Here is a 23,172-nt window from a genome sequence, read left to right on the forward strand (position 1 = left end):
TCATAGGGCTGAACATACTGTGACGCATCAAATTCATCGTCTGAATTTAATTGAGAGCTCCTACGTTTACATTCTTCTTCATAATTATGATAATATGCGGGCTGCATTTGTTTTCACCTCCTGTCATTATATTGTCTCTACCTCTGCCGTATATATTTAATAGCGTCCGTAGGTTTTCACAGTTTCAATTACGGCTTTGAGGTTATCCGCGATTTTACCTTCTAAAGAGTATATTGTTTTATCTGTATTAAAAATATATCCGCCATCCAGAGCAAGTACATCGAGCAAAGCCTTTGCCTTATCGGTACACTCTTTTTCGGTACCAGTCTGGAGCAGGGTGATCGGATATAATCCCGATATAATATGCTTATTTCCCAATGTCTGTTTAATCTTTTGGGGATCACCATATTCAAATTGAAACTCAACTCGGTTGCCGAGTTCACCCAGATGATCAATTTTATCTCCCCAGTCATGTTCCACAAAGGCCTTTACCCCTACGTTTTTCTCAGCGATATAATCCATTAATTTTTTAAAGGTTGGCCACCAAAATTGATCAAAATCTTTTGGGCGCATGAACGGAGCCATGTGCAGCGGTATAAAGGTTCTTGAATACCGGGAGGAACTCGGCACAACCGCTAATTTCTGCATGTGCGGCAGAACTGCATCACACGCCTTAAGCACCTTCTCCGGATATCTTCGTATATCTTTTGCAATGCCGCTAAAAGAACGAATGAAATCCGCCAGAAAATCAAAGGGCGCCTCGGTCATCCCTCCTGCTGGAAAAGCAGCAAACTGATATTTTTCAATCATCTCCGCCATGGTTGCTCCCATGACTGCACCCGTTCTGTTCTTCGCATGAAAAGCCCGGGCTAAATTCAGCGCCTTTTCATCTTTACCGGCGTCCAGCCCTTCATAAAGCCGTGGAAGAAGTTTTTCAACCATACATTGGTATGGGTCTTCAATAAAAAGATCATATTCCTCCGGTTCCAGGCAATATATTTCAGGATGCTGCATATAGCCGGATTCACTCATTATAATTGCCTTTGAACCAAGCAGCCAGTAATGAACCGGATTTCTCAATGTGGGCATGATCGGCGATTTATCCGTGTTAAATTCCTTGCAAACCTTATCAAAGAAAACCCCGTAAAGTTCTGTATTCCACTGCGCTTCTTTCAGTTCAAGACCGGAATACCGAATTGCCGCTTCCCATGAAACCGACACCTCGACAGGAACCCGTTTAGGAATTCTTCCCTCATAAACGTCTTGAAATAATTCTATCCTTTCAGCCTGACTTTCTGTAAATTTTCTTTCTCCCATTTCTCCTCCAATTTAGGCTTTTTATTAATTTCACCTATTTAATTATAATTAAATTATACCTATATTTCTTTTTTTGTCAATATTTTTATATTTTTTCTTAAAAAACCTATTTCAAGAATGTCAAAACAAGTGTTTTCAGGCATTTTCTTCAGATTTTTATGATAAATTATGGATAAATATAGTAATGCTGTAGTATAATGGGCTTAAACAAGTAAAAGAAAATCTGGAAAGTAGGCTGAAAAAAATGGCTGTATCGAAATCTAAGAGAGGTTTAAAAACCCAAAAGTTAATTCTTCAAACAGCAAAAGAATTTTTTTATGAAAAAGGCTATGAAAAAACAACGATAAAAGAAATCTGTGAAAAAATTGATATAAGGACAGGTAATTTGGCGTATTACTATAAAACCAAAGATGACCTTGTCAAAGCGATCTATGATGATCTTTTCTTAGAATCCTATACTTTTGTGTCAACTCATCTTGAACATAAAACTTCTGCACTCGAACGGAACACCATCAACAGTCTCGTCGACTTCCGCGCACGGCTCCGGGACAAAAATACGACAAGATTCTATTTAGACAATTTGAAAAAAAAACAGTTGTCACTCTACCTTGACAATAATTTAATCCGTTTTGTAAAGCAGTTTATTACCGAATTAAAATTGGATATTTCTGAAAAGGAGCTTCAGGACATTCTATACGCCGAGTATGGCCTGCGCCGCGAACTTACGATCCGTATGATCGAAAATCCAGAGGAAAATGATTTTTGGGATTACTTTACAACGATCAATATTTTCAGATGCCGGCTCTATAAAATTGATGAAAACCTGATGCGCGCCTTCTTGTTTAACGCAATGGAGTTTGAACGGAAGAACGACTTTTCACAAATCCGGCTATTGATTTAAAATTTTCAGCTGTGGTCGGATTGCTCTACAACAATCGAGAACTCTGTCTCTTTTAAAATAATACAAGCCAGCATCTTTAGATGCTGGCTTGTATTATTTTAAACAGACAGCAAGTGCCGTTTCCCTTAACACACCTTACTTCCTGCCGGCATTGTGGAATCCTCTACTGTCAGCAGCGAAAGTCTTTTCCCCCCGATGGCGGACAAAATCATTCCATTGGATTCTACGCCGCGCAGCACAATGGGTTTGAGATTAACGCATACCACAACCGTCATTCCAATCAGATCTTCCGGTTTATAATATTCCGCAATTCCTGAAACGATCTGACGTTTCTCACTGCCCAAATCAATTTGAAAAACCAAAAGCTTATCCGCGTCCGGATGCTTCTCACAGGCTAATATCACGCCGATTTTCAATTCTACCTTTGAAAAATCATCGATAGTAATCTTATCGCTGTTTTGTATTTCAGCTTTCTTCTGCTTTTCCTTTTGCGCCGCCTTGTTTTTCTTATTCTGCTTTTCTGTCTCCACTCTTGGGAACAGCACATCGCAGTTTTCTATCTTGATGTTCTCTGGATATTGTCCAAACACCTCAAGGCTTTTCCAGGTTCTCAGTGTTTCTGGCACGTTTAAGCTTTCAAGTATTTTTCTGCCTGTTTCCGGCATCACCGGACCTACCATAACGGCCGTAAAACGCAGAGCCTCTGTCAGGTTATACATAACTGCCGCCAGACGACTGTGGTTTTTCGGGTCTTTATACAAAATCCATGGCTCGGTTTCATCAATATATTTATTGGTTCGGCCGACCAATCTCCAAACCGCTTCCAATGCTCTGCTGAAATCCACCTTGTCCATATACCCCGCAAAAACCTCTGGGGTGTCCTGTGCCAGTTTAATCAGCTCAGAATCCAACGCGGCGGCTTCCCGCTGCCCGGGTATTTTTCCATCAAAATATTTCACAGTCATTGCTGCGGTTCTGCTCAGGAGATTTCCAAGGTCATTGGCTAGGTCCGAGTTGATACGGTTTATCAGCAGCTCCTCACTGTACACGCCGTCTGCACCGTCCTTCATTTCCCTGAGCAGGTAGTAGCGCAGGGCATCCACTCCGTATTTACCGGCCAGCTCTACAGGGTTTACGACATTGCCAACCGATTTTGACATCTTTCCGCCCTTAAGTAATATCCATCCATGCCCGTAAATCTGGTTGGGCAGCGGCAAATCCAGCGCCATCAGCATAATGGGCCAGTAAATGGTATGAAAGCGTATGATGTCTTTTCCTACCAGATGCACATTGGCTGGCCAGTACCGTTCCATCAGGTCAGGCTTATCATTGAGATAACCCAGGGCTGACAGATAATTTGGCAGCGCATCGATCCAGACATAGACGACATGCTTAGGGTCAAAATCAACCGGAACACCCCAGCTAAAGGAGGTTCGTGAGACACAGAGATCCTGAAGGCCAGGCTTGATAAAATTATTGATCATTTCATTTTTCCGAGACTCTGGTTTAATAAAATCCGGATGGGTTTCAATATGCTCAAGCAGACGGTCTGCGTATTTGGACATTTTAAAGAAGTAAGCCTCCTCTGAGGCCATCTCCACTGGCAGGCCGCAATCCGGGCATTTTCCGTCGACGATCTGGCTTTCTGTCCAGAAGGACTCACACGGGGTACAGTACCAGCCCTCATATTTTCCTTTGTAGATATCGCCTTGGTCATAGAGCTTTTTAAAAATACGCTGAATGGTTTTCATGTGCTCGGGATCTGTGGTGCGAATGAGCTGGTCATGATCAATCCGCATCAGCTTCCAGAGTTCAGCGATACGCGCAGCCTCTTCGTCCACAAAAGCCTGGGCAGACATGCCCTTTTCCTCTGCCACCTTTTCAATCTTCTGTCCGTGCTCGTCAATCCCTGTAATCATGTAAGCATCGTAGCCCTGAAGCGCCTTAAAGCGTTTGAGGGTATCTGCCGCCACAGTTGTATAGGTATGGCCGATATGCAGGTCACTGCTCGGGTAATAGATGGGCGTTGTAACATAATACTTTTCTTTCAATTCTGTCTCCTCTTTACCTGTTAATTTTTGACGCCAGGCAGGCAGCGCCGAACCCATTGTCAATATTCACAACCCCAATGCCGCTGGCACAGGATGTCAGCATTCCCAGCAATGCCGAAACGCCGCCAAAGTTTGCACCATATCCAATACTCGTAGGTACGGCGATGACTGGTTTATCCGTCAGTCCGCCAACCACACTTGCCAGGGCGCCTTCCATCCCGGCAATGACAATGATCACGCCTGCACGGTTGATCCGTTCTACATTGTCAAGCAGCCTGTGGATACCTGCAACTCCGACATCATAAATCCGGTCCACACAATTTCCCATGACCTCCGCACAGACTGCCGCTTCCTCCGCCACCGGGATATCCGAAGTTCCTGCGGATACGACTGTAATACTTTTTTCACTCACCTTAAATGCCTGCCGCTTGACAACAACAATTCTGGCATCCTCGTAATACTCGGTTTCATCAGAAAGCTCCGCGATGGTTTTGTAAACATTCTCGTCAGCCCGGGTTGCCATAATATTTCCATCTGTACGCTCAATCATATCCTTGACAATGCCACGGACCTGCTCAAGGGATTTCCCAGGGCTGTACACAACTTCCGGAAAACCATTGCGCAATTCTCTATGATAGTCGACCTTTGCGTATTCCAGATCATGATATGGTATATCCTTTATTTTTTCAAAAGCGCTGTCAACACTGGTTTGACCGCTCTTTACCTCACCTAATAAATCTTTTAATTTTTTTGCATTCATTTTCTGTCCTCTGTTCTTTTTAGATGAAAGACTGGAAAGGAAAAATCCTTTCCAGTCTGTTACTTGCAAAACAACCTGTTTAGCTGAAAAAGCCAATAAACCCTGTCGCAAGGAAATATATGAATACCGGCACAGTGAGGAACTTGTATAAAACATCTTCCCATGCTCCGTATTTGACAACAGAGGTCGGATTAATCCACTCCTCACGTACCCGCTTTGCCTTATAGAACCATGCCAGGTAAACAGCAAGGCCAGTGGCAGCGGCAGTATACAGAAATGTCCCAACCAAGTAGTCGAAATGTTCCAAGAATTCAGAAATCCAGATGCATGGAACCGCGCCGATAATAGCGACAAGTGTCACGATAATAACCGCTGTTCTCCGCTTCATTCCAAAGCTGTCAATTAAAACAGTAACTGGAACCTCCCAGGCGGAAATAGTGGTGGATAAACCAGCGAATAGTAATGCAATCAGGAAAAACACCAGCCAGACAGGACCGCCAGCAAGCTGTTCAAAAACCTTCGGCAATACCATGAAAATAAGACCGCTGCCTGCGTCTGGGTTCATTCCAAAAAGAATAACCGCGGGAATCATGGCAAAGCCACTTAAAACACAGATTAGCATCTGGGTAATATTGACAGTTACCAGGTCTGTCCCGATATCCGCTTTGTCGGAGCAGTAGCTCCCAAAGGTTATGAGGTAGCCCGGCCCGCAGCCTATTGCAAACAGCGCCATACCGGCCGCTTCAACCCAGAGCTTTGGATTTGCCCATTGTGAAAAATCTGGACGGACATAAAATTCAATCCCTTCCATAATCCCTGGCAGTGTACAGATACGGACAACCAAAACGACCAGAATAACAAACAATGCCGGTAAAAGAATTTTACACGCCTTTTCAATACCGCCCTTGATACCGCCCAGACAGATAACACCTGTCAGAATATCAAGCCCGGCAACCACCAGAAACACGACGATTTTATTGTTTGCAACAACATTGTAAAATCCTTCAGGATCTGCCAGAAACGGCGACCCTGCAACAGTATAATAAATGTATTGCACAACATTCGCCATAATAACAGGATAATAGAACATTAACAAAAGCGGAATCAGTGCAATGAATGTTCCGATCACTTTTCCTTTTTTACCGGCCAGAGACTCAAGCGCACCGGCCACACCGGATTTTGTATGTCTTCCCAGTCCAACTTCTCCCCAAGCGGCCGGGATTACAATAATAATACTGATTAGAAAAAACGCCAGGACAAATGCGCCTCCACCATACTTTGCAGTCAGCATTGGAAAACGCCACATCGCACCGACGCCAATCGCCATCCCCAGGGTTGACAGAATATAGCCTATCCGTGATCCCCATGCCCCACGGCTTTTTTTATCACTCATTTTATTTCTCCTCTTCTAAATCTCTTTATTCCTTAACGAATGCGCAATTAGGGCAATACTGCCTCCACCGAGAACAACGCCGTAAAATATCAACATAATCCAAGTACCAATCGACATTTTTAACCTCCTGATTTTTAAAACACTTTACCAATTACTGTCAAATTAATAGATTTTCACTAATCATGCCGATAAAACTCGATCTTCTTGAGAAATAAAATGAATTTTTAAAATAGACTTGCTAATTATAAAAACCGTGGTATTATTAGTACAAGAGAGATTAGTGAAAGATAACCCTTAAAGAAAAGCTTTGCTGTGCGTCTATTCCAATAATCAGCAATCTGCACTGCTTTACTTTTTTGCTATTCTCTTTTATTTATTATACAAAAGGGCTCTGACCAGCTCTTTTGTATATATTCTGTGTCATACTTGAAAATATTTTTAGACTTTTCTTATCAAAGGGGAGCTTCTAAATAAACACGAAGATTTTCCAGCACTTTTTCACTCAGCCGAACTTTAGATAGTGTTGATGTCCCTGCGGTTTTATTTGGACAAAACACATTTGGATACCTAAGCAGCTCTTCTGCACCAAGCCCGCCTGCCGTATCGCTCAAGGCATAATTTTTCTCATTGCTAAGCCATCTTTTCAAAGCATTAATATTGTGTGATGGACCGATTGATGTGTTAACAAAAATTTTTCCAGCTCCAAAAATTTCAAACTCACGCTCATTCATTAAAATGACATTTTTATTGAGGCATGTACACAGAATATCTACCTTTTCAAGCAATCCTTCCTTGTTCATCCATATAAAACCTTCCTGCTCTTCAACATCTGGTTTTCTTGTCCTGCTATAGTAATGCACATTTGCACCAAAGAATTTCAAAGCTTTAGCGACCATTGTCCCACTGGTTCCCAATCCCATAATACCAACGTTTATATTTGTCAGTTCCATCGGAAAGCTCTTCCACATAGTGCCGCCAAACCCATGCAGCAAACGTACAAGCTCGCTGATTACATATTCTGGCACGCCTTCATCGCCATAATCACGGACCCCTTTAACCACAATTCCTTTTTCCTCTGCCGCAGCGATATCCACATTGGCGTTCTCCGGCGCATACAGGCTACAGCACATCCCAATATACTTAATATTCGGGCAGGCATTCAGCACCTCACTGTCAATCTGGCTTGTATAGCTCAGAAGTACCGCGTCGGCATCGCCGATCCGTTTGATAATCGCCGGATTATCCTCTGGAATACTGTAGTAAAACTGTACCTTTTCTGCATACTGTGAAAGCCTGTTTTCAGCTTCCGGTGTCAGATTTAACCGTTCAATTGCCACCATTTTTTTGAACATACTTTTCCCCTTATATAAGTCTGTCGAATTAAAACTAATTTATCTTTTCTTCATCCGCATCGCTGTATCTCCGGCCAACCTTTACTTCATCGCCGACAATACCTTGTACAACAAAAACATTTCCTGGAGGACACCCTTTTACAGAACGGCCTTTACCCTTGAGCGGATTGGTGCATTTACCGATTAGCACAGTATTTTCTGGTGTGGATTCCGGCGGCAGTTCTTCTTCTTTTACCGGCCCCACCACCAAGATTTTTCCTTCCAGATACTGGGTTAATTCCTGGCTTTTCAAATCCATCAATGAGCTGATAACGGTATTTCGACAGCCTGTACAGGCTCCTTCAGCAAAAATCAGCTTATATGGCGGCAGACCTTCAATTTCCACTTCACTTGAGCGTTTAAACCGGTGTTTAACGTCTTCAATAGGTTTTCCTTTAATCTCAATTTTATCAAGGTCCATTTCCCCAAGCCCTCTGGCATTTGCCTCAACCGTGAGCATTGGCTCATCCACCTTGTAGCCCATAATAACACTGGCCACCGCGTCACAAGCGACAACATCCTTTGAAGCAACAATGAGATCCATTACAACTGTTTCGCCAAAAATCGGCCCCAGACCCTGCTGACAAAATGTACCATCAATAACATTGAGGACAGGCTTTACCGTCTGGATAATATCGATGACACCGTTTATTACGCCAATGGAATGAAACTCCTTTTTCTGAACATCGCCGATCAGCCCCTTAAGATTTTTCAGTCCAAGGGTAACCTCTGTCTGGTCATGTGTTTTCATAACAGGCACTGTGATAATGGCGTCAGCCTCTGCCACAACATCCCAGGAGCTCAGCTCACTGATCAGTTTTCCGTCCGGCACAGGAATTTTAACTTTCTTTGCCTGCTTTTTTAAGTCGATAACCGAATAGCCTTCTTCGCGCAGCTGGTCATACCCGCACGCTTTTATGACTTCCTCGGTATCAACGCCCGCTGCGCTGGACTCCGCAATGATCGGCACGCCTCCCTCCTCCTTCACCATCTCGGCAATGGCCTTAACAACTTCCCAACGTGTAACACCACCGGACAAGCGGTCATCAGGGACGGCCACCAAATTGGGCTTAATTAGGACTTTGTACCCTGGCTTTACGATGTCACTGAGACCGCCGCAATCAGCAATGGCTTTCTGCACAGATGCCTGAATACTCGCATAATCGTTTCCTTCAGTTTTTTGAATCGATACTACTGACATTCTTTTTACTCCTTTCTGCTTTACTGGAACGCGCTTTTTGCGATTCCACTATATGGAATTATTAATTCCATATTATAGTCAAATTATATCCGGTATCTGTGCAATTGTCAATATGAAATTTATTGTAAAAACCATATTTCAAAATAGGGAACTGTTTTTAAATCCGCAGTTACATGATTCTCTCATTATAAAAATCAACTGCTTCCAACGCCTCTTCAACCCCAGAGGCAAGGTGTTCATTTTTCAATTGGTATAGCGCATCATCATAATGATTCTCCCTGATACCTATGATGATTTTCCTCATACTTTCAATGACCTGTTTTGCATAATCATTATCCCTTTTGCGGTATTTAAAAATCAAAACCATAATTCTCACAAGCTCATCCTGAAGGTTGAGGTAAATCTGATCAATCCTTTTATTGTCTAAAACACTGACCATTGTCCGGTGTACCTCGCTGTCCGCATATTCAAAGGCATAGTAATCATGGTAACTGGCCTTCATACGGACAAATTTTTCTTCAAGCTTAAATGAAAAATCCCAATTCAACTTTTTTTCAAAAATGGTGTCCAGAGCCTTGACCTCCAGAATTTCCCGGATTTCGTAAATCTCCCTTACATCCTTTACTGAAATTCCCTTCACATAAACTTTTTTGCGGAAGCCTGTCTCAATCCATCCCTCATTGGTTAATTTTTGGATCGCGATATGAACCGGCATACGGCTTACTGAAAATTCCTCAGCCAGATTTGCTTCAGTAATGGCAATCCCTGGTGGATAATCAAGTGTCAGTATCCTTTCCTTAATTTTTGAGTATACTTGCTCTGTTAGTGATTTTTCCTCACTATATTTTTCTTTCATAGTTCCTCCACATTTAAATACAATATATATTTTAGTATACTAAAACATGTGTTGTATTCATGGTATTACTTTCCTGTTTTCTTGTCAAGCTATTTTCGTAATTTATTACTTTTATCCAAATTAAAAAAGTCCTTATGATATATAATGTTATCACAAGGGCTTTTTAAGCATTAACGGATTGTTGAGGATAGCTTATCTACATCAATATATGTAAATCTTTTTTTCAAATCCAGTGAAATCTGAGATGCTGTGGACTGCATCATACCTATAATATTCTCTTTATTGCTTTCATTCAGTCTTATCTTAGGGATACTCGTGCTGATTGCCGCGACAACACGGTCATTCGCGTCCCATACCGGGGCAGCGATGCAAAAAAGTCCAGGCTGAAACTCTTCATCCTCTGTCGCATAGCCATTCCGCTCAACTTCTTCCAGCATTTCATGAAATTCGTTGATATCTTTATTAAAATTCGGCTGCAGCCTGATCATTCTCTCAACCTTATCCCACGGCTGGTATGCCAGCAGACATCTGCCAAGAGCGGTATTCAGCGCAGGATAGGCTGTTCCTACTGTAAAATTGGGGCGCAGAATATGCGGGGAGTCCACCTTTGTCAGATAAATGACGCTCTTTCCCTGCAAAATAGCCAAATTGACGGTTTCCTGTGTCTTTTCGACCTGTTCTTCCATATGCGCTTTGGCCACCTCTACCCAGTCACGGCTGTTGGAATAACGGCTGCTGATATTAAAAAACGCAATGCCCAGCTGATATTTTAAAGTATGCGGATTTTGCACCAGATACTGCTTCATAACAAGGGTATTTACGATTCGCTGCACGGTGCTGGCAGGGATTCCCGTACTCTCGCTGAGCTCCTTGATTCCAAGCTCATCCGCTTTGGAATATTGTTCCAGAATGCTCAGTGTCTTCAGGATCGATTTTGAAAATGAGGTTTCCTTTTCTGCGGTTTTCCCTTTTGCCGCTGTGTTATTTTCATTTTTAGCCGTATTTCTCACCTCGATTCTTTAATTTAGAATTCCCGATTCTATATTACTAACTATATAACAATTATTCTATTTTTTCAATTCTTTTTTTATGTCTGCAATTTACAGAAAAGCCCGAATCGTATCGACCAGTCCCTCAGCGTTATTATCGCAGGACACACCAAGAGCGCGCAGATCATCGCTGACGTCCACGGCCAGATCACTGCCATCCTTGTTTTCATTGAGAAGCCCGCCCATGATCAGGTGCGCGTCCATGCCGCTCTTTTCAAGGCCTTCCAGCATTTCCCGGGCAAAGCTGAGCGCAATGCCATTAAAACTGCTCATCACAATAAAACGGCTTTCACTTTCAATCATCGTATCCAGGATATCCTGCACCGGAACGCTTTTACCCAGGTCAAACACGTTCGCTCCGGCCTGAAGCAGAATACTTTTCACGATTTCTTTTCCAAACTCATGGCCATCGGTTGAACCGATAATCACGTTAACGTCCTGGAGGGCCCCTTCAAGATTCTGGATCTGGTCGCTGATCTCACGCTGGCGTTCATTGATGGTCATGACGATGTTGGTTGGGCGCACCGGTACGCGCCCGCGCATTGCCAGCTTATCTGCTTTTCCAACGCCAAAAACTTCTTCGAGCTGTTCTGATCCAATGGATTTTAACGCGCCCAGTATCTCTCCTGCGTGGGTAATATCCACATCTAAATCATCAAGTCCATTCATGATCCGCTCAAAAAAGATTCTGCCGCACGCCACCAGCAGGTTTTTTTCGGCGTTTATCTCTGTCCAGTTGATGTACGGCAAATAATAGCGTCCTTTTTCAATCATCATATCCACCGTCATATGTGCCTGTACAATCTCTTCAATCGACGGAACACGGGCCGCCTCTGTCACAGGAATCGGCGTTACCGCGTGGCCGGTCGGACACTTCGACTGCCCCATGCTGTCTGCCATGACAAAGGAGGACAAAGCGCCGAAGTTGCGGTCATAGTCAAAGCCGAAGTCAATGGTGTTCCCATAGATCATGGACCCTGGTGTTTTGTAGGTGTTGATTTCCCACATCGCCTGATTAAAGGTCATACGCAAAACAGGGTCGCTGAAAAGATTACCGAAGCAATGGCACATTCGGCCGCCCAGCAATTCCTCTACGATATATCTTTCCATGATACACCAGCCCACAAGGTTGGCCAGGTCATGGAACTGAGAACCGAATCCATCGTCTACATTTGAATGGATAATGGTCCCCTGGTTTTTAAATTTTCCCATTAGAACAATGGCCTTGAGCATGTCAATAACACGCTGCTCCTCAATATCTACCCCGGGATACTCATAGGTATAGTAGTGCGAAACGTTTCCAATTGTTGTTACACCGGCTGCCAGTGCGTAGCGTGTGTTTTCAAAGGAATTGCACGAGGCGATCATATGGTCGCCCAGATGCGGCTGAACAGGGACAATCTGCCCAAGCTTCTGCCACTCATCAGGGTTTTTAAACGTCAGCCCTGTTCCTACAGGCAGCTTATCACGGTATTCTGCCGGCACACCCATAACCCAGTCCAGGCAAAATCCAAAACGATCGACATAGCTGCCCCGCTTCTGAAGGGTATTATAAACCTCTTCCACACCCTTTGCGGTGGCGTCCCATGAGTTCCAGCCAATATGACTGTGCTTCATGATATGGCCCTCTTCTGCCATTTTACGCTTATATTCGGCTTCAGACGTCACTCCCTTTTCTTTCATGAACAAAGTTTTTCCAATAACGGTATCCGCGGCCACTTTATCCACTTCGTCCAAAATACTCTTCATATCCGGCAAATTCTTATACTCAAATCGTTTTTTCATTTTAATTTCCATGGTTAGTGTCTCCTTGATCCTCTTATTTTTTTATGATACTGTTCATCCCAACAGCAAACGCCAAATCTTTATCAACATAGCTCAGCAGACCCACTGCATATAGAATATAATCCCGATCCACCACAAAATCACCTGCCGAAGGAAGCAGAGCGTCCTTCTCTCCTTTTTTCCTCCTGAGGACATGCTTCAGAATCGCTTCAGGATTTTCACTGTTAATAATCGGGCCGCCTGTGCCGATAATGGTCCGCACATGCGTTAAATTCTTTCCATGCTGTATCCTGCGGCAGTAATTGCTGCTTTTATGCTCAATAACTCCCGCGTGCCGTCTGGCCGCCAGATACGCGGCGCTCTCGGCAATGATCTGGTCAATACGTTTTTCAAGGGAAGTGCCCGGCAGAAATTTAGTATTGTGCACCCTATACGATATGGACTTTTCAAGCACCTCCTCCGGCACCCCTATTTCATTTGCGAAAAATTCCATCCCAAGCTCACGCACCAGCACATCGGACGACTCGCGCATTCCCAGATCACCCTCAACCGTTCTTCTGGCATAGGGCTCGTCTGCGCCTACTAGCCTTGCGCCCTCATAGGAGGTGTGCTCGGCGTAGGAATGTATGTCTGTTGTCGCGCCTCCGATATCCACAAGCATTAACTCGCCAAGACCGTCATGCCCACTGGTACCCTGAGACAGCAGAAGGCCTGCGTCCAAAACCGCTGCCGGTGTCGGAACAATGGGGCCGTCAACCAGCTTGATAATATCGCCGAGTCCCTTCATATCTACAATACGGTTCATAAACAAATGGCGGATAATCTCTTCGGCCACATCAATATCCAAAACCCCGACCTGAGGAATAATATTGGGTGCCTGAAAACATTCCTTTTTATTTTGCAGGAGCTTCGCGCGAATCTCCTGTGCAACCTGGCTGTTGCCGCCATAGATAACCGGACAGCTGATCTGGCTCTGGGCAATCATTTCCGCATTATGTCTGATAATTGTCTGGTTGCCATTTTCATAGCCTCCGCACAGCAGAATCATCTCGGCTGGCAGTCCTTCTATTTTTTCAATTTCTTCCTTTGTCAGAGCGCCGCTTGTGACGTGAATAATTTTAGCGCCTGCGCCAAAGGCCGCATTTCTCCCCGCAGAAATGCTCAGGTTATAGGTCAATCCAACCACCACAATCCGGAGTCCGCCGGCCGCGCTGCTGGAAGCGTACTTCTCAGCCCTGTCCGCCGCGCTCCCGCCAATGGCTCTGCGGATATCCGAAAGGCACGCTTTCATGGCAATCCGCGCGTCCTCTTTCACCGTCGACGGATGGCGGGTGGTAAAAACTACTGCCTTTTCTTCTTTGCAGATTACTGCCGCCTTTGTAAAGGTACTTCCAAAATCAAATAAAATACGATACTCCATGCTGCTCCCCCCTATGTCTGATAATCTAATTTTACAGTTATAACCCTCAAAGTCAAATCTAAAAAAATAACTCTTTTATCATTCTTTGCCCATAAGCACGTAGGAAATAAGGAAGCAGGCATTTTTCTGATAAAAGAGTTATTAGCAATATATTAAAACTTTGCAACATTCTGCACGATCTTACCGGCGCATCATGTCTCTGATTTCGAAGTGTATTCGATATGGTTATTTCAAGCAGGAGGTGTCTTCTCCGATAAGATTGTTACAAAGTTACTGCCCAATAATCTTATATCATGGGAAGATACCGCGGATTCTTGTCGCCATGCTCAGGCGCTTAAGCCCAAGAATGTAGGCTGCCACACGAAATGTCACACCATCGGTATCGTGGATATTCTGAACTTCACCAAAGCTGTCAACCATAATTTTACGCAGCGTGCTGTTGACATTGTCTTCATCCCAGGTCAGATTCTGGGTGTTCTGAACCCACTCAAAATAAGATACAACAACGCCGCCGGCATTTGCGAGAATGTCTGGGATAACAGCTATATTTCTCTTTGTAAGAATTTCATCGGCTTCCACGCTTGTCGGGCCATTAGCGCCCTCAACGATTAATTTTGCCTGAATCCGGTCTGCGTTATCTGCGGTAATCTGGTTTTCAAGCGCGCAGGGAATCAGCACATCACAATCGCAGCACAACAGGCCGTCGTTATCAATTTTCTCGACGCCCTCAGCGCTGTACCCTTCCAGAGAGTGGCTGCTGCTGTTTGCAATATAGGCTTCCAGGTCACGGATATCCAGTCCGTCTGCCTTATAGTATCCGCCGGAGACATCGCTGACACCAACGATCTTATAGCCAGCTTCGGACAGAAGGCGCGCAGTGGTGCCGCCAACATTCCCCATACCCTGTACGGCAATGCGGAGAGACGGCGAATCAATGCCCAGGTATTTAAAGGCTTCCATGGCCACAATGCTGACGCCGCGGCCGGTTGCTTCATTTCTTCCAAGAGACCCGCCGATGTCAATGGGCTTTCCTGTGACCACGCCGGGAACAGAATAGCCTTTGAACATACTGTAGGTATCCATGATCCAGCCCATTACCTCCGCGTTTGTGTTCACATCCGGCGCGGGAATATCGCGTTCAGGCCCGATAAGCGGTAAGATTGCCGCGGTATAGCGTCTTGTCAGGCGTTCCATTTCTCCTCTGGATAATTCCGAAGGGTCGACTTCAACGCCGCCCTTGGCGCCGCCATATGGAATGTTGACAACCGCGCATTTAAAGGTCATCCACGCCGCCAGAGCTTTTACCTCATCGATATTGACATTGGGATGAAAGCGGATACCGCCCTTGCTTGGGCCGCGGCCGCTGGAATGCTGCACACGGTAGCCCTTGAACACGCGGATGGAGCCATCGTCCATATGTACGGGAACCGCTACCTGCAGTTCTCTTTCAGGATAAGTGATGGTAATGTATTCATTTTTATCTAGACCCAGCTTACCTGCGGCTGTGTCTACAACTTCCAAAAAGTTATCATAAGGATTGTATTCTGATTTTTGACTGTTCAATTTCTTACTCCATATTAATCATAAATTTAAAAGGTTTGGTATTTTGGTAGAGAGATTAATGGTATTTTTACATTTTTATTTTTTGCTTATTTATTTCAAGAGGGGGATAGAGGATTGTTTATCTTTAAAATAAATTAATAGTTTTTCTTAACGTATGCGTCAATTCGCTGAAGGGCTTCCTTCAGATTTTCGTCTGAATTTGCAAAGACAAAGCGCATATAGCCTTCACCCATACTTCCGAAAGCAGAACCGGGCACGGTGATGACCTTCGCCTCGCGGACTAAGTCCTCCGCGAATTCCTGTGATGTCTTTCCAAAGGCTTTAATGTTGGCAAATGCATAGAAGCTGCCTGGAGATTTTTTTACACTAAAGCCTGGAATTGCGTTGAGCCCGTCAATTAAAATCTCACGGCGTCTGGTATAGTCTGCGATCATCTGCTGCACTGCGGTTTGGGGACCCTTCAGCGCTTCGATGGCAGCTACCTGCGTAAAGGTGGACACGCAGGACACCATCCCTTCCTGGATCTGGGCCATTCTTTTTGTCAGCGCGCTGTCTGCCAGCAGACAGCCAATACGCCAACCCGTCATGGCATAGGCTTTTGAAAAGCTGTTCATAACCATCACCTGGTCTGTCAGCTCTGGTATCTGCGCCATGCTGAAGTGCTTGTGCCCGTCGTAAATGATTTTGTCATAGACTTCATCGGAGAAGACATACAGATTGTATTTTTCAACAACCCTGGCGATTGCTCTCACATCCTCTTCTTCCAGTATGGAACCAAGAGGGTTGCTGGGGGAATTGAGAATAATCGCCTTGGTTTTGGGGGTTATGGCCTTCTCAATATCTTCTGCCTGAATTTTATAGTCATTTTCTTCATATACAGGGACGGTTACCGGCTTTGCCTTGGTAATCATAATCTGACCCAGGTAGTTGGGGAAACATGGATCCGGCACAAGCACTTCGTCTCCCGGGTTAACGATGGTTAAAAGGCCCAGGGTCAGCGCCTCTAAGGCGCCGACGGTAATGATGACATTATCTGCCTGGTAACCGCAGTTGTAATGGGCGTAGCTTTGGGCTACGGCCTCACGCAGCGCCGGCATGCCAGCATTTGGATTGTAGTGGGTAAATCCATCGTCGATGGCTTTCTTTGCCGCGTCCTTTACATTCTGCGGCGTATCAAAATTCGGCTCACCAACGGTTAAATTCACAATTTCCTTTGGGTCATACTGTGCTGCTATCTCAAACATTTTCCGGATTCCGGAAGCCGGGTATTCATTCGCTACCTGCGAAAAATAAGTATTGATCTCGTTGCTCATCTTTATTCTTCCTCACTTTTATCAGAGTGGATTCCTGCCAGGTGCGCTGCAAACTCCTTCTTTTTCTCCAGATTGGAAAGCTTGGAGTACATGACCTTCTGGGCCTGGGGCGATCCTGCGCCATGCATGCTTTCCACCAGTGCCGTACCGCCGGTCATATTTTCGATCAGGCGTCCGATGCGCATCCGGTCCTCGGTTGGCACATCTGCCACGCCTTTCAGGTATTTATCCACATATTTGCCGATTTCCGGATTCCGCAAATCAGATTCCGATGGCATTGTAGCAATTATACCACCGCCGATATCCTGTGCCAAACGGTCGATGTCGTAAATCAATTGTGTCACATTGTGTTTACCGACATTGGCCAGCAGCGGGTCTACAAAATAAGCGCCGGATTCCGTGGGCTTTCCTTCACAGGAGCAGGCAAGGGAGCAGGCATAGAGGGTTTCTGTCAGGTGAATCATCTCGTTGATCTTTTCCTTAACATGGCCCGCCTTTCCATATCCGCTGTAGTCTGCCATCAGCGCAGCCGCGCCGACCACAACATCGGAAACACCGCCCTTACAGCCGCCGTAATTCTGTCTGTGGTAGCAGGCAAAACGTTCGACCAGAAGCCCCGAGCAAGAGGTTTCGCCGCACATGAACACACGCTCCCACGGGACAAAAACATCATTGAGAACCGTCAGGCATTCGCCGCCGACAATACCGAATTTTGCGTTGCCCTGGTCAATCTCGCCTTCCATTTTCCGGTCGTCATTTGTCTGGCGGCCAAAGATATGGATCACTCCCGGGGCGTCCACCGGCAGCGCGCAGCAGACTGCATAGTCCGCGTCATCTTCCTTCATTCCCATGGTGGGCATAATCAGCATCTCATGAGAATTAACCATCCCGGTCATATGCGCTTTCGCGCCGCGGATAACAATGCCCTCTTCGTTTTTGTCCACGACATGGACAAACAAATCCGGGTCTGCCTGCTGGCTTGGGCGCAAACTGCGGTCACCCTTCGGGTCTGTCATGGCTCCGGCAATCATCAGGTCGTTTTCCTGTACATACAGAAGAAATTTTTTAAAACGTTCATGGTACTCTGTCCCCATTGCCTTATCCATATCATAGGTAACGGAATAGGTCGCGTTCATGGCGTCAAAGCCCACACAGCGCTGATAGCAGGTACCTGTCTTCTGAGAGATCATGCGAAGCATCTTGACCTTTTTCACCAGATCGCTGACGCTTTGATGGATATGTGTAAACCGGTTGATTTTTTTTCCCGTTAAATGGGAGGTGGTGGTCATTAAATCTTCATATTGCGGGCTACCTGCCAGAGCGTAGGTCATGGAAGCTGCATTGACATGGCCTTTAATAAAGGGATGATCAATGACCTTATCGCTGTCGATCAGCTCTCCCTTTATATAAACTTTGATATCCCGATCGCGCAGGCTGTCAATATAATCGCGTGCTGTTTTCATCTTTTTCTCCTATTTCACCCAATCTCTGCGTATTTTTTCCCAGGTTTCATCTCTGCCTTCGGTGATAAGTGCAATGTCATTTTCATCGAGATGTGAAAACCGGCCCTGCTTTGAGAGATAATCCGAAATATCGGTAAACTCTTTAGGGTTGCGGTTGAGTGTAAATTCCTTGTTTTCATATTCTGCCAGATACCACAGGCCGTTATCGACAGCTTCTTTTGCCAGCTCGATTGAAATATCCGTGGGTGTCTGCCAGCCTGTCGGGCAGGGGGCGAGTACGTGGATAAAGGAAGGCCCATCACAGTTCTTGGCTTTTTCCAGTTTTCTCAAATAATCTTCCGGATAGCCGACACTGGCAGTAGCCGCATATGGGATTTCATGGGCTGCAATGATCTCAAAGATTTTTTTCTTTGGCCGCGCCGCGCCGTGAATATTTTTTCCTGCAGGCGTGTTTGTGGTCTTTGCTCCATAGGGCGTTAAGCCACTTTTCTGGATTCCGGTGTTCATGTAAGCTTCATTGTCGTAGCAGATAAAAATTTCCTTATCGTTACGGTCAATAGCACCCGACAGAGCCTGCAGGCCAATATCGGAGGTGCCGCCGTCTCCGGCAAAGCCAACGACATGGTAGTCCTCAAGCCCCAGGGCCTTTGCTCCTGCCAAAACACCGGACATCACTGCCGCAGTTGCGGCAAAGGGAGGTATAATCCCATTGACAAACAATGGCATATGCGGATATACGAAAGCAACCGTTGACATGCAGTTCGGCGGAATAACCGCAATGCTTCGTTCTCCCAGCACCTTAAGGGCCAGACGAATCGCAAGGGCTCCGCCGCAGCCGCCACAGGCCTTATGACCATAAAACAGTTCTTCATTTGGGATTGTTTTTGCATTAAGCGCCATAATCAATGTCCCTCCTTACATTAATGAATTCAACAGGCTTTTCAGTATTGCCTGCCAGCAGTGCGTCAAAAATACCGCTGATATCTTCCTTTGAGATGCTGCGGCCGCCTAAGCCCCCAACATAATTACAGGTCGGTACATCCACACCCTGCTGTTTGAGGGCAGAGTTAAAATCAGAGTAGACTGCGCCTTCAAATCCAAAGCTGATATCACGTTCCATGACACCGACCGCTTTAGCGTTTTTAACGATCTCTGCTACCTTTTCCGTTGGGAATGGGCGTACACAGCGGAGCTTCAGCAAACCGACCTTTTTACCTTCTGCGCGGCAGGCATCCACAACCACGCGGGCTGTTCCCGTCACACTGCCGATTGTCACCAAGATTGCTTCCGCATCCTCACACTGGTATGCTTCTACCATACCACCGTAGGTGCGTCCGAAAAGCCTGCCGAATTCCTCGTCACTTTCGTCAATCACTTTCTCAGCCTTCAGCATTGCGATCTGCTGCTGATAACGGAACTCTGTATTATAGGTCGGTCCCGCAGTAATACAGGTGCTCACCGGGTCCTCCAGATTAAGCTTATTGATGTAGTCCTGATAAGGGATATACGCATCTACTGCCGCCTGATCGGTCATCTCAAGAGGCTCGTAGGTATGGGTTAAAACAAAACCATCCAGGTTGACCATGACCGGCGTCATGACCTCAGGATCCTCGGCGATTTTGAAAGCCTGAATGGTGGTATCAAAGGCTTCTTGAACGTTTTCAACATATAGTTGAATCCAGCCTGATTCCAGCTGAGATAAAGAGTCTCTCTGATCACCGTAAATATTCCAGGGCGCTGCCAGTGAACGGTTTGCGTTCATCATAACAATTGGAAAACGGGAACCGCTGGCATAGTGCAGGCCTTCAACCATGTATAAAAGCCCCTGGCTCGATGTTGCGGTAAAGGAGCGGGCGCCCATGGCTGCGGAGCCGATAACAGCCGACATGGCGCTGTGTTCAGATTCCACATACATGTACTGGCAGTCAAGACTGCCATCCTCTACATAATCCGCCAGACGTTCTACTACAATTGTCTGAGGTGTGATGGGGTAAGCGGCAATCACATGTGGTTTTGCCTGTCTGACCGCCAATGCGACAGCCTCGTCGCCGGATACAAATAATTTTTCGCTCATGCGTCTGCCTCCTTAATCATCGTAATGGCCTCAACCTTACATGCTTTCGCACATACGCCGCAGCCTTTACAGTAATCATAATCTATTTCAAGGATATCTCCTGATTTATCAATGGTGCCATCGGGACACACTAAAAAGCAGCGCAGGCAGTTAACACATTTTTCCGCGTCGATCACCGGCCGGAATGTCCGCATCCCTGAGCTCACGTCAATCAGATGGCCCGAACGTGTCGACGGCCCCATGGGCAGCTGCTCGATCGTGCCTGACGGCTGTGGCGGCGATAATTTAGGTCGGTTCATTTAGAGTGCCTCCTTTACAGTATTATAGGTTTCTTCCAAAAGCGTTTTATTTTTTGCCCGCACCTTTTCAGGGAGCTGCGTATCAATGGCCTTATAGATGGAGTCAAGGCTTGTCAGCTCTGTGGCCGCTGTCAGCGCGCCCAATAAAGGGACATTTGTGATGGGCCGTCCAAGGATTTTCAGCGCAAGGCCTGTCGCATCGACGGTAATAACCTTGCAGTCCTCACAGTCGCTGAAATCAAATACCTCTGCAGGCTTCATTGTATTGATAATCACCTTTGCCCCAGGCTTTAACCCCGCCTTAACCGGCGCGCCTAAAAGCGTCTCATCCAACACAATGGCACAATCACAATCGACAACATCGCTTCTATCCTTGATTGGCGCATCATCAATTCGTGTAAAAGCTAATACCGGAGCCCCCCTGCGTTCTGGTCCGAACGATGGAAAAGCCAACGCCGATTTATCGTCGCACACAACGGCATCTCCCAAGAGCCGGGCTGCTGTGAAGGCACCTTGTCCCCCACGACCATGCCAACGAATTTCAATCATTTAATACTTCCTCCTGTATTCCATAATACGGAATCATTAATTCCATATTTGTATTATAATTCCATAATCAGGTTTTGTCAATTCCATTTTCTAAAAAAATAATAAAAAATTAAGGCACTTTTTTAAAGGTACCATTTGGCTGAAAAATGTATTTAAAAAATAAGACTCTTTATAATTCTATAATACGGAATTAATGTTTTTATATTATAGAATTTTAATCAATTTTAAATGCTATAATTTATATTTAAATCATAATATTGTTTTTTAATTGATTTACTTGCTATATTTATTTTGTTATAATAATAAAAAATTGCTGGAGGAGCGTATGGAGAAAAAATTCAATCTGATTGCAGGCATCTTCATTATCCTGTTTTTTTTAATGATTTTAATTATTACCTCAACGATGAAAATACAGCCTGGCACCTGGGAGTCAGAAAGCGACTCTACCCTCCGCATTACCCTTTACCCGGATGATACCTTTGAATCCAGCATTTATGGAAATGGAACCTACGCGGTCCAGAAAACCGGGGTCACCCTTCACAGCAATACTGACATTACCCTGACCGTCATCCGGAAGCCTTTAAAGCTTGTGCTTTATGACAGACAATCCCAAAATTATTTTTACCCTGCAAATACAGATCTCAAAAAATAAAAAAGCCCTGGAAAGCATTCCAGGGCTTGCTTAATAGAGCAAAGCATTGTTGCCAATCAAATCATAATTTCATATTTTCTGCCGTCACCATCATGTTATCAAACTCTAAACGGGCCCTTTTCCAGAATTTGTTCGACAGCTCCGGCTTTTGTGCTCCCCTTTTGAAGTTTTTAGCTGTTTTCAGACGCGCGCTTTCCCAAAAACGGATACTTATGTTTTAAACTCAAAAACGGATCACATTGTGCCAGCTTTGTCGCACTGGCTAATCTCTAAATCACTGTAAACTACACATCCAGCAAAGCGCTTTTTCCAACTTGTCTTTCCATTCCCCTTAACGCATTCGGCTGAATCAGCGTATTCGTTTTTGGCGGCTGGCTTAAAGCTCATCTTCAGCGTCAATGCCTGGCTGCTTTATTCTTCATTGATTTAACTTAATCATACGCCATCTGCCTCCTGCCTGCAAGCCCATTAAGAGAGCAGTTTTCTCTAAACCCCATTTTTTTCGCAGATGTCTGCCAGACAGCAGCGGTCACAGTGCGGCTTTGTCCTGGCCGTACAGATTTCCCGCCCGTGGAGGACCAGACGGTGGCAAAAGCTGTTGCCTTCTTCCGGCGGGATAAGCTTCCACAACGCCATCTCCACTTTTTTGGGGTCCTTGGTGTTTTCCACCAGCCCCATCCGGTTAACCAAACGAATACAGTGTGTGTCTGTGACAATGGCGGGTTTTCCAAAGACATCTCCCACGATCAGATTCGCGCTTTTTCTTCCTACTCCGGGCAGCTTTAAGAGCGCGTCAAAGTCATCTGGAACCATCCCGTCATACTGGTCCCGGAGAATCTTCATACAGGCGCTGATATCTCTGGCTTTGCTTTTACCAAGACCGCAGGGCCTCACAATGGCCTCGATTTCCTCAGGCTCTGCCTGAGCCAGGGCCGCTACATCCGGAAATTTTGCATAGAGCTCCTTAACCACCACGTTGACGCGGGCATCCGTGCATTGAGCCGCCAGCCGCACACTCACCAAAAGCCGCCAGGCTTCTTTCGGGTCATACTCCAAACTACACTCCGCATCCGGGTATTCTTTTTTGAGCCGGTCAATGATCGCCAGTGCCCGTTTCTCTTTTGTCATATAAAGC

Annotated in this window: 20 protein-coding genes; 2 read left to right on the forward strand and 18 right to left on the reverse strand. The window is 45.4% G+C overall.

The features are described from left to right. Positions 1 to 156 precede the first annotated feature (156 nt). Complete coding sequence (locus tag BUC22_RS14540) at positions 157 to 1,317, reverse strand: uroporphyrinogen decarboxylase family protein (RefSeq protein ID WP_013378636.1); 1,161 nt, start codon at positions 1,315 to 1,317, stop codon at positions 157 to 159. 244 nt (positions 1,318 to 1,561) lie between these two features. Here BUC22_RS14540 and BUC22_RS14545 point away from each other — a divergent pair, with 244 nt between their 5' ends. Beyond that, positions 1,562 to 2,218: a TetR/AcrR family transcriptional regulator gene (locus tag BUC22_RS14545; RefSeq protein WP_013378635.1), complete on the forward strand. Its 657-nt coding sequence runs from the start codon at positions 1,562 to 1,564 to the stop codon at positions 2,216 to 2,218. 125 nt (positions 2,219 to 2,343) lie between these two features. Here BUC22_RS14545 and metG read toward each other — a convergent pair whose 3' ends face one another. The 16 genes from metG to BUC22_RS22150 form a co-directional block, all read right to left on the reverse strand. After that, complete coding sequence (gene metG, locus BUC22_RS14550) at positions 2,344 to 4,326, reverse strand: methionine--tRNA ligase (RefSeq protein WP_050814033.1); 1,983 nt, start codon at positions 4,324 to 4,326, stop codon at positions 2,344 to 2,346. Further along, positions 4,283 to 5,029 (reverse strand): nickel pincer cofactor biosynthesis protein LarB, encoded by a 747-nt coding sequence (gene larB, locus BUC22_RS14555; protein WP_013378633.1) that lies wholly within the window; start codon positions 5,027 to 5,029, stop codon positions 4,283 to 4,285. The genes metG and larB overlap by 44 nt, the downstream gene beginning before the upstream one ends. A 79-nt stretch (positions 5,030 to 5,108) precedes the next feature. Further along, complete coding sequence (locus BUC22_RS14560; protein WP_013378632.1) at positions 5,109 to 6,422, reverse strand: sodium-dependent transporter; 1,314 nt, start codon at positions 6,420 to 6,422, stop codon at positions 5,109 to 5,111. 452 nt (positions 6,423 to 6,874) lie between these two features. Next, a complete protein-coding gene (locus BUC22_RS14565) occupies positions 6,875 to 7,774 on the reverse strand; it encodes a D-isomer specific 2-hydroxyacid dehydrogenase family protein (RefSeq protein ID WP_013378630.1) in 900 nt (299 codons plus the stop codon). 34 nt (positions 7,775 to 7,808) lie between these two features. Beyond that, positions 7,809 to 9,014 (reverse strand): DUF362 domain-containing protein, encoded by a 1,206-nt coding sequence (locus tag BUC22_RS14570; protein WP_013378629.1) that lies wholly within the window; start codon positions 9,012 to 9,014, stop codon positions 7,809 to 7,811. 169 nt (positions 9,015 to 9,183) lie between these two features. Beyond that, positions 9,184 to 9,870 (reverse strand): GntR family transcriptional regulator, encoded by a 687-nt coding sequence (locus BUC22_RS14575; protein WP_013378628.1) that lies wholly within the window; start codon positions 9,868 to 9,870, stop codon positions 9,184 to 9,186. A 170-nt stretch (positions 9,871 to 10,040) separates the two neighbouring features. Continuing rightward, a complete protein-coding gene (locus tag BUC22_RS14580) occupies positions 10,041 to 10,880 on the reverse strand; it encodes an IclR family transcriptional regulator (protein WP_013378627.1) in 840 nt (279 codons plus the stop codon). Between the two features lie 90 nt (positions 10,881 to 10,970). Beyond that, positions 10,971 to 12,716 carry a cobalamin-dependent protein gene (locus tag BUC22_RS14585; protein ID WP_013378626.1) on the reverse strand — a complete coding sequence of 582 codons (1,746 nt, stop codon included), beginning with the start codon at positions 12,714 to 12,716 and terminating at the stop codon, positions 10,971 to 10,973. Positions 12,717 to 12,738: 22 nt separating this feature from the next. Next, positions 12,739 to 14,124, reverse strand: coding sequence for a glutamate mutase L (locus BUC22_RS14590; RefSeq protein ID WP_013378625.1), 1,386 nt, complete (start codon positions 14,122 to 14,124; stop codon positions 12,739 to 12,741). Positions 14,125 to 14,415: 291 nt separating this feature from the next. Continuing rightward, entirely contained in the window at positions 14,416 to 15,687 is a 1,272-nt protein-coding gene (locus BUC22_RS14595; protein ID WP_013378624.1) for a Glu/Leu/Phe/Val family dehydrogenase, read from the reverse strand. Positions 15,688 to 15,821: 134 nt separating this feature from the next. Next, positions 15,822 to 17,000 carry a pyridoxal phosphate-dependent aminotransferase gene (locus tag BUC22_RS14600; RefSeq protein WP_013378623.1) on the reverse strand — a complete coding sequence of 393 codons (1,179 nt, stop codon included), beginning with the start codon at positions 16,998 to 17,000 and terminating at the stop codon, positions 15,822 to 15,824. A 2-nt stretch (positions 17,001 to 17,002) separates the two neighbouring features. Then, positions 17,003 to 18,463, reverse strand: coding sequence for a 4-hydroxyphenylacetate 3-hydroxylase family protein (locus BUC22_RS14605; RefSeq protein ID WP_013378622.1), 1,461 nt, complete (start codon positions 18,461 to 18,463; stop codon positions 17,003 to 17,005). A 9-nt stretch (positions 18,464 to 18,472) separates the two neighbouring features. Next, on the reverse strand, positions 18,473 to 19,363 hold the full coding sequence (locus BUC22_RS14610; protein ID WP_013378621.1) for a thiamine pyrophosphate-dependent enzyme: 891 nt from the start codon (positions 19,361 to 19,363) through the stop codon (positions 18,473 to 18,475). After that, on the reverse strand, positions 19,353 to 20,537 hold the full coding sequence (locus tag BUC22_RS14615) for a transketolase C-terminal domain-containing protein (RefSeq protein ID WP_013378620.1): 1,185 nt from the start codon (positions 20,535 to 20,537) through the stop codon (positions 19,353 to 19,355). Before BUC22_RS14615 ends, BUC22_RS14610 begins: the two co-directional genes overlap by 11 nt. Further along, positions 20,534 to 20,836, reverse strand: coding sequence for a 4Fe-4S binding protein (locus tag BUC22_RS22145; protein ID WP_013378619.1), 303 nt, complete (start codon positions 20,834 to 20,836; stop codon positions 20,534 to 20,536). The genes BUC22_RS14615 and BUC22_RS22145 overlap by 4 nt, the downstream gene beginning before the upstream one ends. Further along, entirely contained in the window at positions 20,837 to 21,385 is a 549-nt protein-coding gene (locus BUC22_RS22150) for a 2-oxoacid:acceptor oxidoreductase family protein (RefSeq protein ID WP_013378618.1), read from the reverse strand. It lies immediately after the preceding gene. A 325-nt stretch (positions 21,386 to 21,710) separates the two neighbouring features. On the opposite strand from BUC22_RS22150, the gene BUC22_RS14630 reads away from it, so the two are divergent. Further along, entirely contained in the window at positions 21,711 to 22,037 is a 327-nt protein-coding gene (locus BUC22_RS14630; protein ID WP_013378617.1) for a hypothetical protein, read from the forward strand. A 486-nt stretch (positions 22,038 to 22,523) separates the two neighbouring features. Here the strand turns inward: BUC22_RS14630 and BUC22_RS14635 are convergent, their stop codons facing one another. Next, positions 22,524 to 23,165, reverse strand: coding sequence for an endonuclease III domain-containing protein (locus tag BUC22_RS14635; protein ID WP_013378615.1), 642 nt, complete (start codon positions 23,163 to 23,165; stop codon positions 22,524 to 22,526). Positions 23,166 to 23,172: the final 7 nt, after the last annotated feature.

It is taken from the genome of Eubacterium callanderi (genome assembly GCF_900142645.1).
In the GTDB taxonomy this organism is placed as follows: Bacteria; Bacillota; Clostridia; order Eubacteriales; family Eubacteriaceae; genus Eubacterium; species Eubacterium callanderi.

What these genes read in the sequence shown, in the direction of transcription:
- BUC22_RS14545 (WP_013378635.1), top strand. Translation starts at nt 1,562, where the DNA reads ATGGCTGTATCGAAATCTAAGAGAGGTTTAAAAACCCAAAAGTTAATT.
- BUC22_RS14590 (WP_013378625.1), bottom strand. Translation starts at nt 14,124, where the DNA reads ATGGAGTATCGTATTTTATTTGATTTTGGAAGTACCTTTACAAAGGCG.
- BUC22_RS14570 (WP_013378629.1), bottom strand. Translation starts at nt 9,014, where the DNA reads ATGTCAGTAGTATCGATTCAAAAAACTGAAGGAAACGATTATGCGAGT.
- BUC22_RS22150 (WP_013378618.1), bottom strand. Translation starts at nt 21,385, where the DNA reads ATGATTGAAATTCGTTGGCATGGTCGTGGGGGACAAGGTGCCTTCACA.
- BUC22_RS14615 (WP_013378620.1), bottom strand. Translation starts at nt 20,537, where the DNA reads ATGAGCGAAAAATTATTTGTATCCGGCGACGAGGCTGTCGCATTGGCG.
- larB (WP_013378633.1), bottom strand. Translation starts at nt 5,029, where the DNA reads ATGAATGCAAAAAAATTAAAAGATTTATTAGGTGAGGTAAAGAGCGGT.
- BUC22_RS14600 (WP_013378623.1), bottom strand. Translation starts at nt 17,000, where the DNA reads ATGAGCAACGAGATCAATACTTATTTTTCGCAGGTAGCGAATGAATAC.
- BUC22_RS14630 (WP_013378617.1), top strand. Translation starts at nt 21,711, where the DNA reads ATGGAGAAAAAATTCAATCTGATTGCAGGCATCTTCATTATCCTGTTT.
- BUC22_RS14565 (WP_013378630.1), bottom strand. Translation starts at nt 7,774, where the DNA reads ATGTTCAAAAAAATGGTGGCAATTGAACGGTTAAATCTGACACCGGAA.
- BUC22_RS22145 (WP_013378619.1), bottom strand. Translation starts at nt 20,836, where the DNA reads ATGAACCGACCTAAATTATCGCCGCCACAGCCGTCAGGCACGATCGAG.
- BUC22_RS14605 (WP_013378622.1), bottom strand. Translation starts at nt 18,463, where the DNA reads ATGAAAACAGCACGCGATTATATTGACAGCCTGCGCGATCGGGATATC.
- BUC22_RS14560 (WP_013378632.1), bottom strand. Translation starts at nt 6,422, where the DNA reads ATGAGTGATAAAAAAAGCCGTGGGGCATGGGGATCACGGATAGGCTAT.
- BUC22_RS14585 (WP_013378626.1), bottom strand. Translation starts at nt 12,716, where the DNA reads ATGGAAATTAAAATGAAAAAACGATTTGAGTATAAGAATTTGCCGGAT.
- BUC22_RS14635 (WP_013378615.1), bottom strand. Translation starts at nt 23,165, where the DNA reads ATGACAAAAGAGAAACGGGCACTGGCGATCATTGACCGGCTCAAAAAA.
- metG (WP_050814033.1), bottom strand. Translation starts at nt 4,326, where the DNA reads ATGGGTTCGGCGCTGCCTGCCTGGCGTCAAAAATTAACAGGTAAAGAG.
- BUC22_RS14575 (WP_013378628.1), bottom strand. Translation starts at nt 9,870, where the DNA reads ATGAAAGAAAAATATAGTGAGGAAAAATCACTAACAGAGCAAGTATAC.
- BUC22_RS14540 (WP_013378636.1), bottom strand. Translation starts at nt 1,317, where the DNA reads ATGGGAGAAAGAAAATTTACAGAAAGTCAGGCTGAAAGGATAGAATTA.
- BUC22_RS14610 (WP_013378621.1), bottom strand. Translation starts at nt 19,363, where the DNA reads ATGGCGCTTAATGCAAAAACAATCCCAAATGAAGAACTGTTTTATGGT.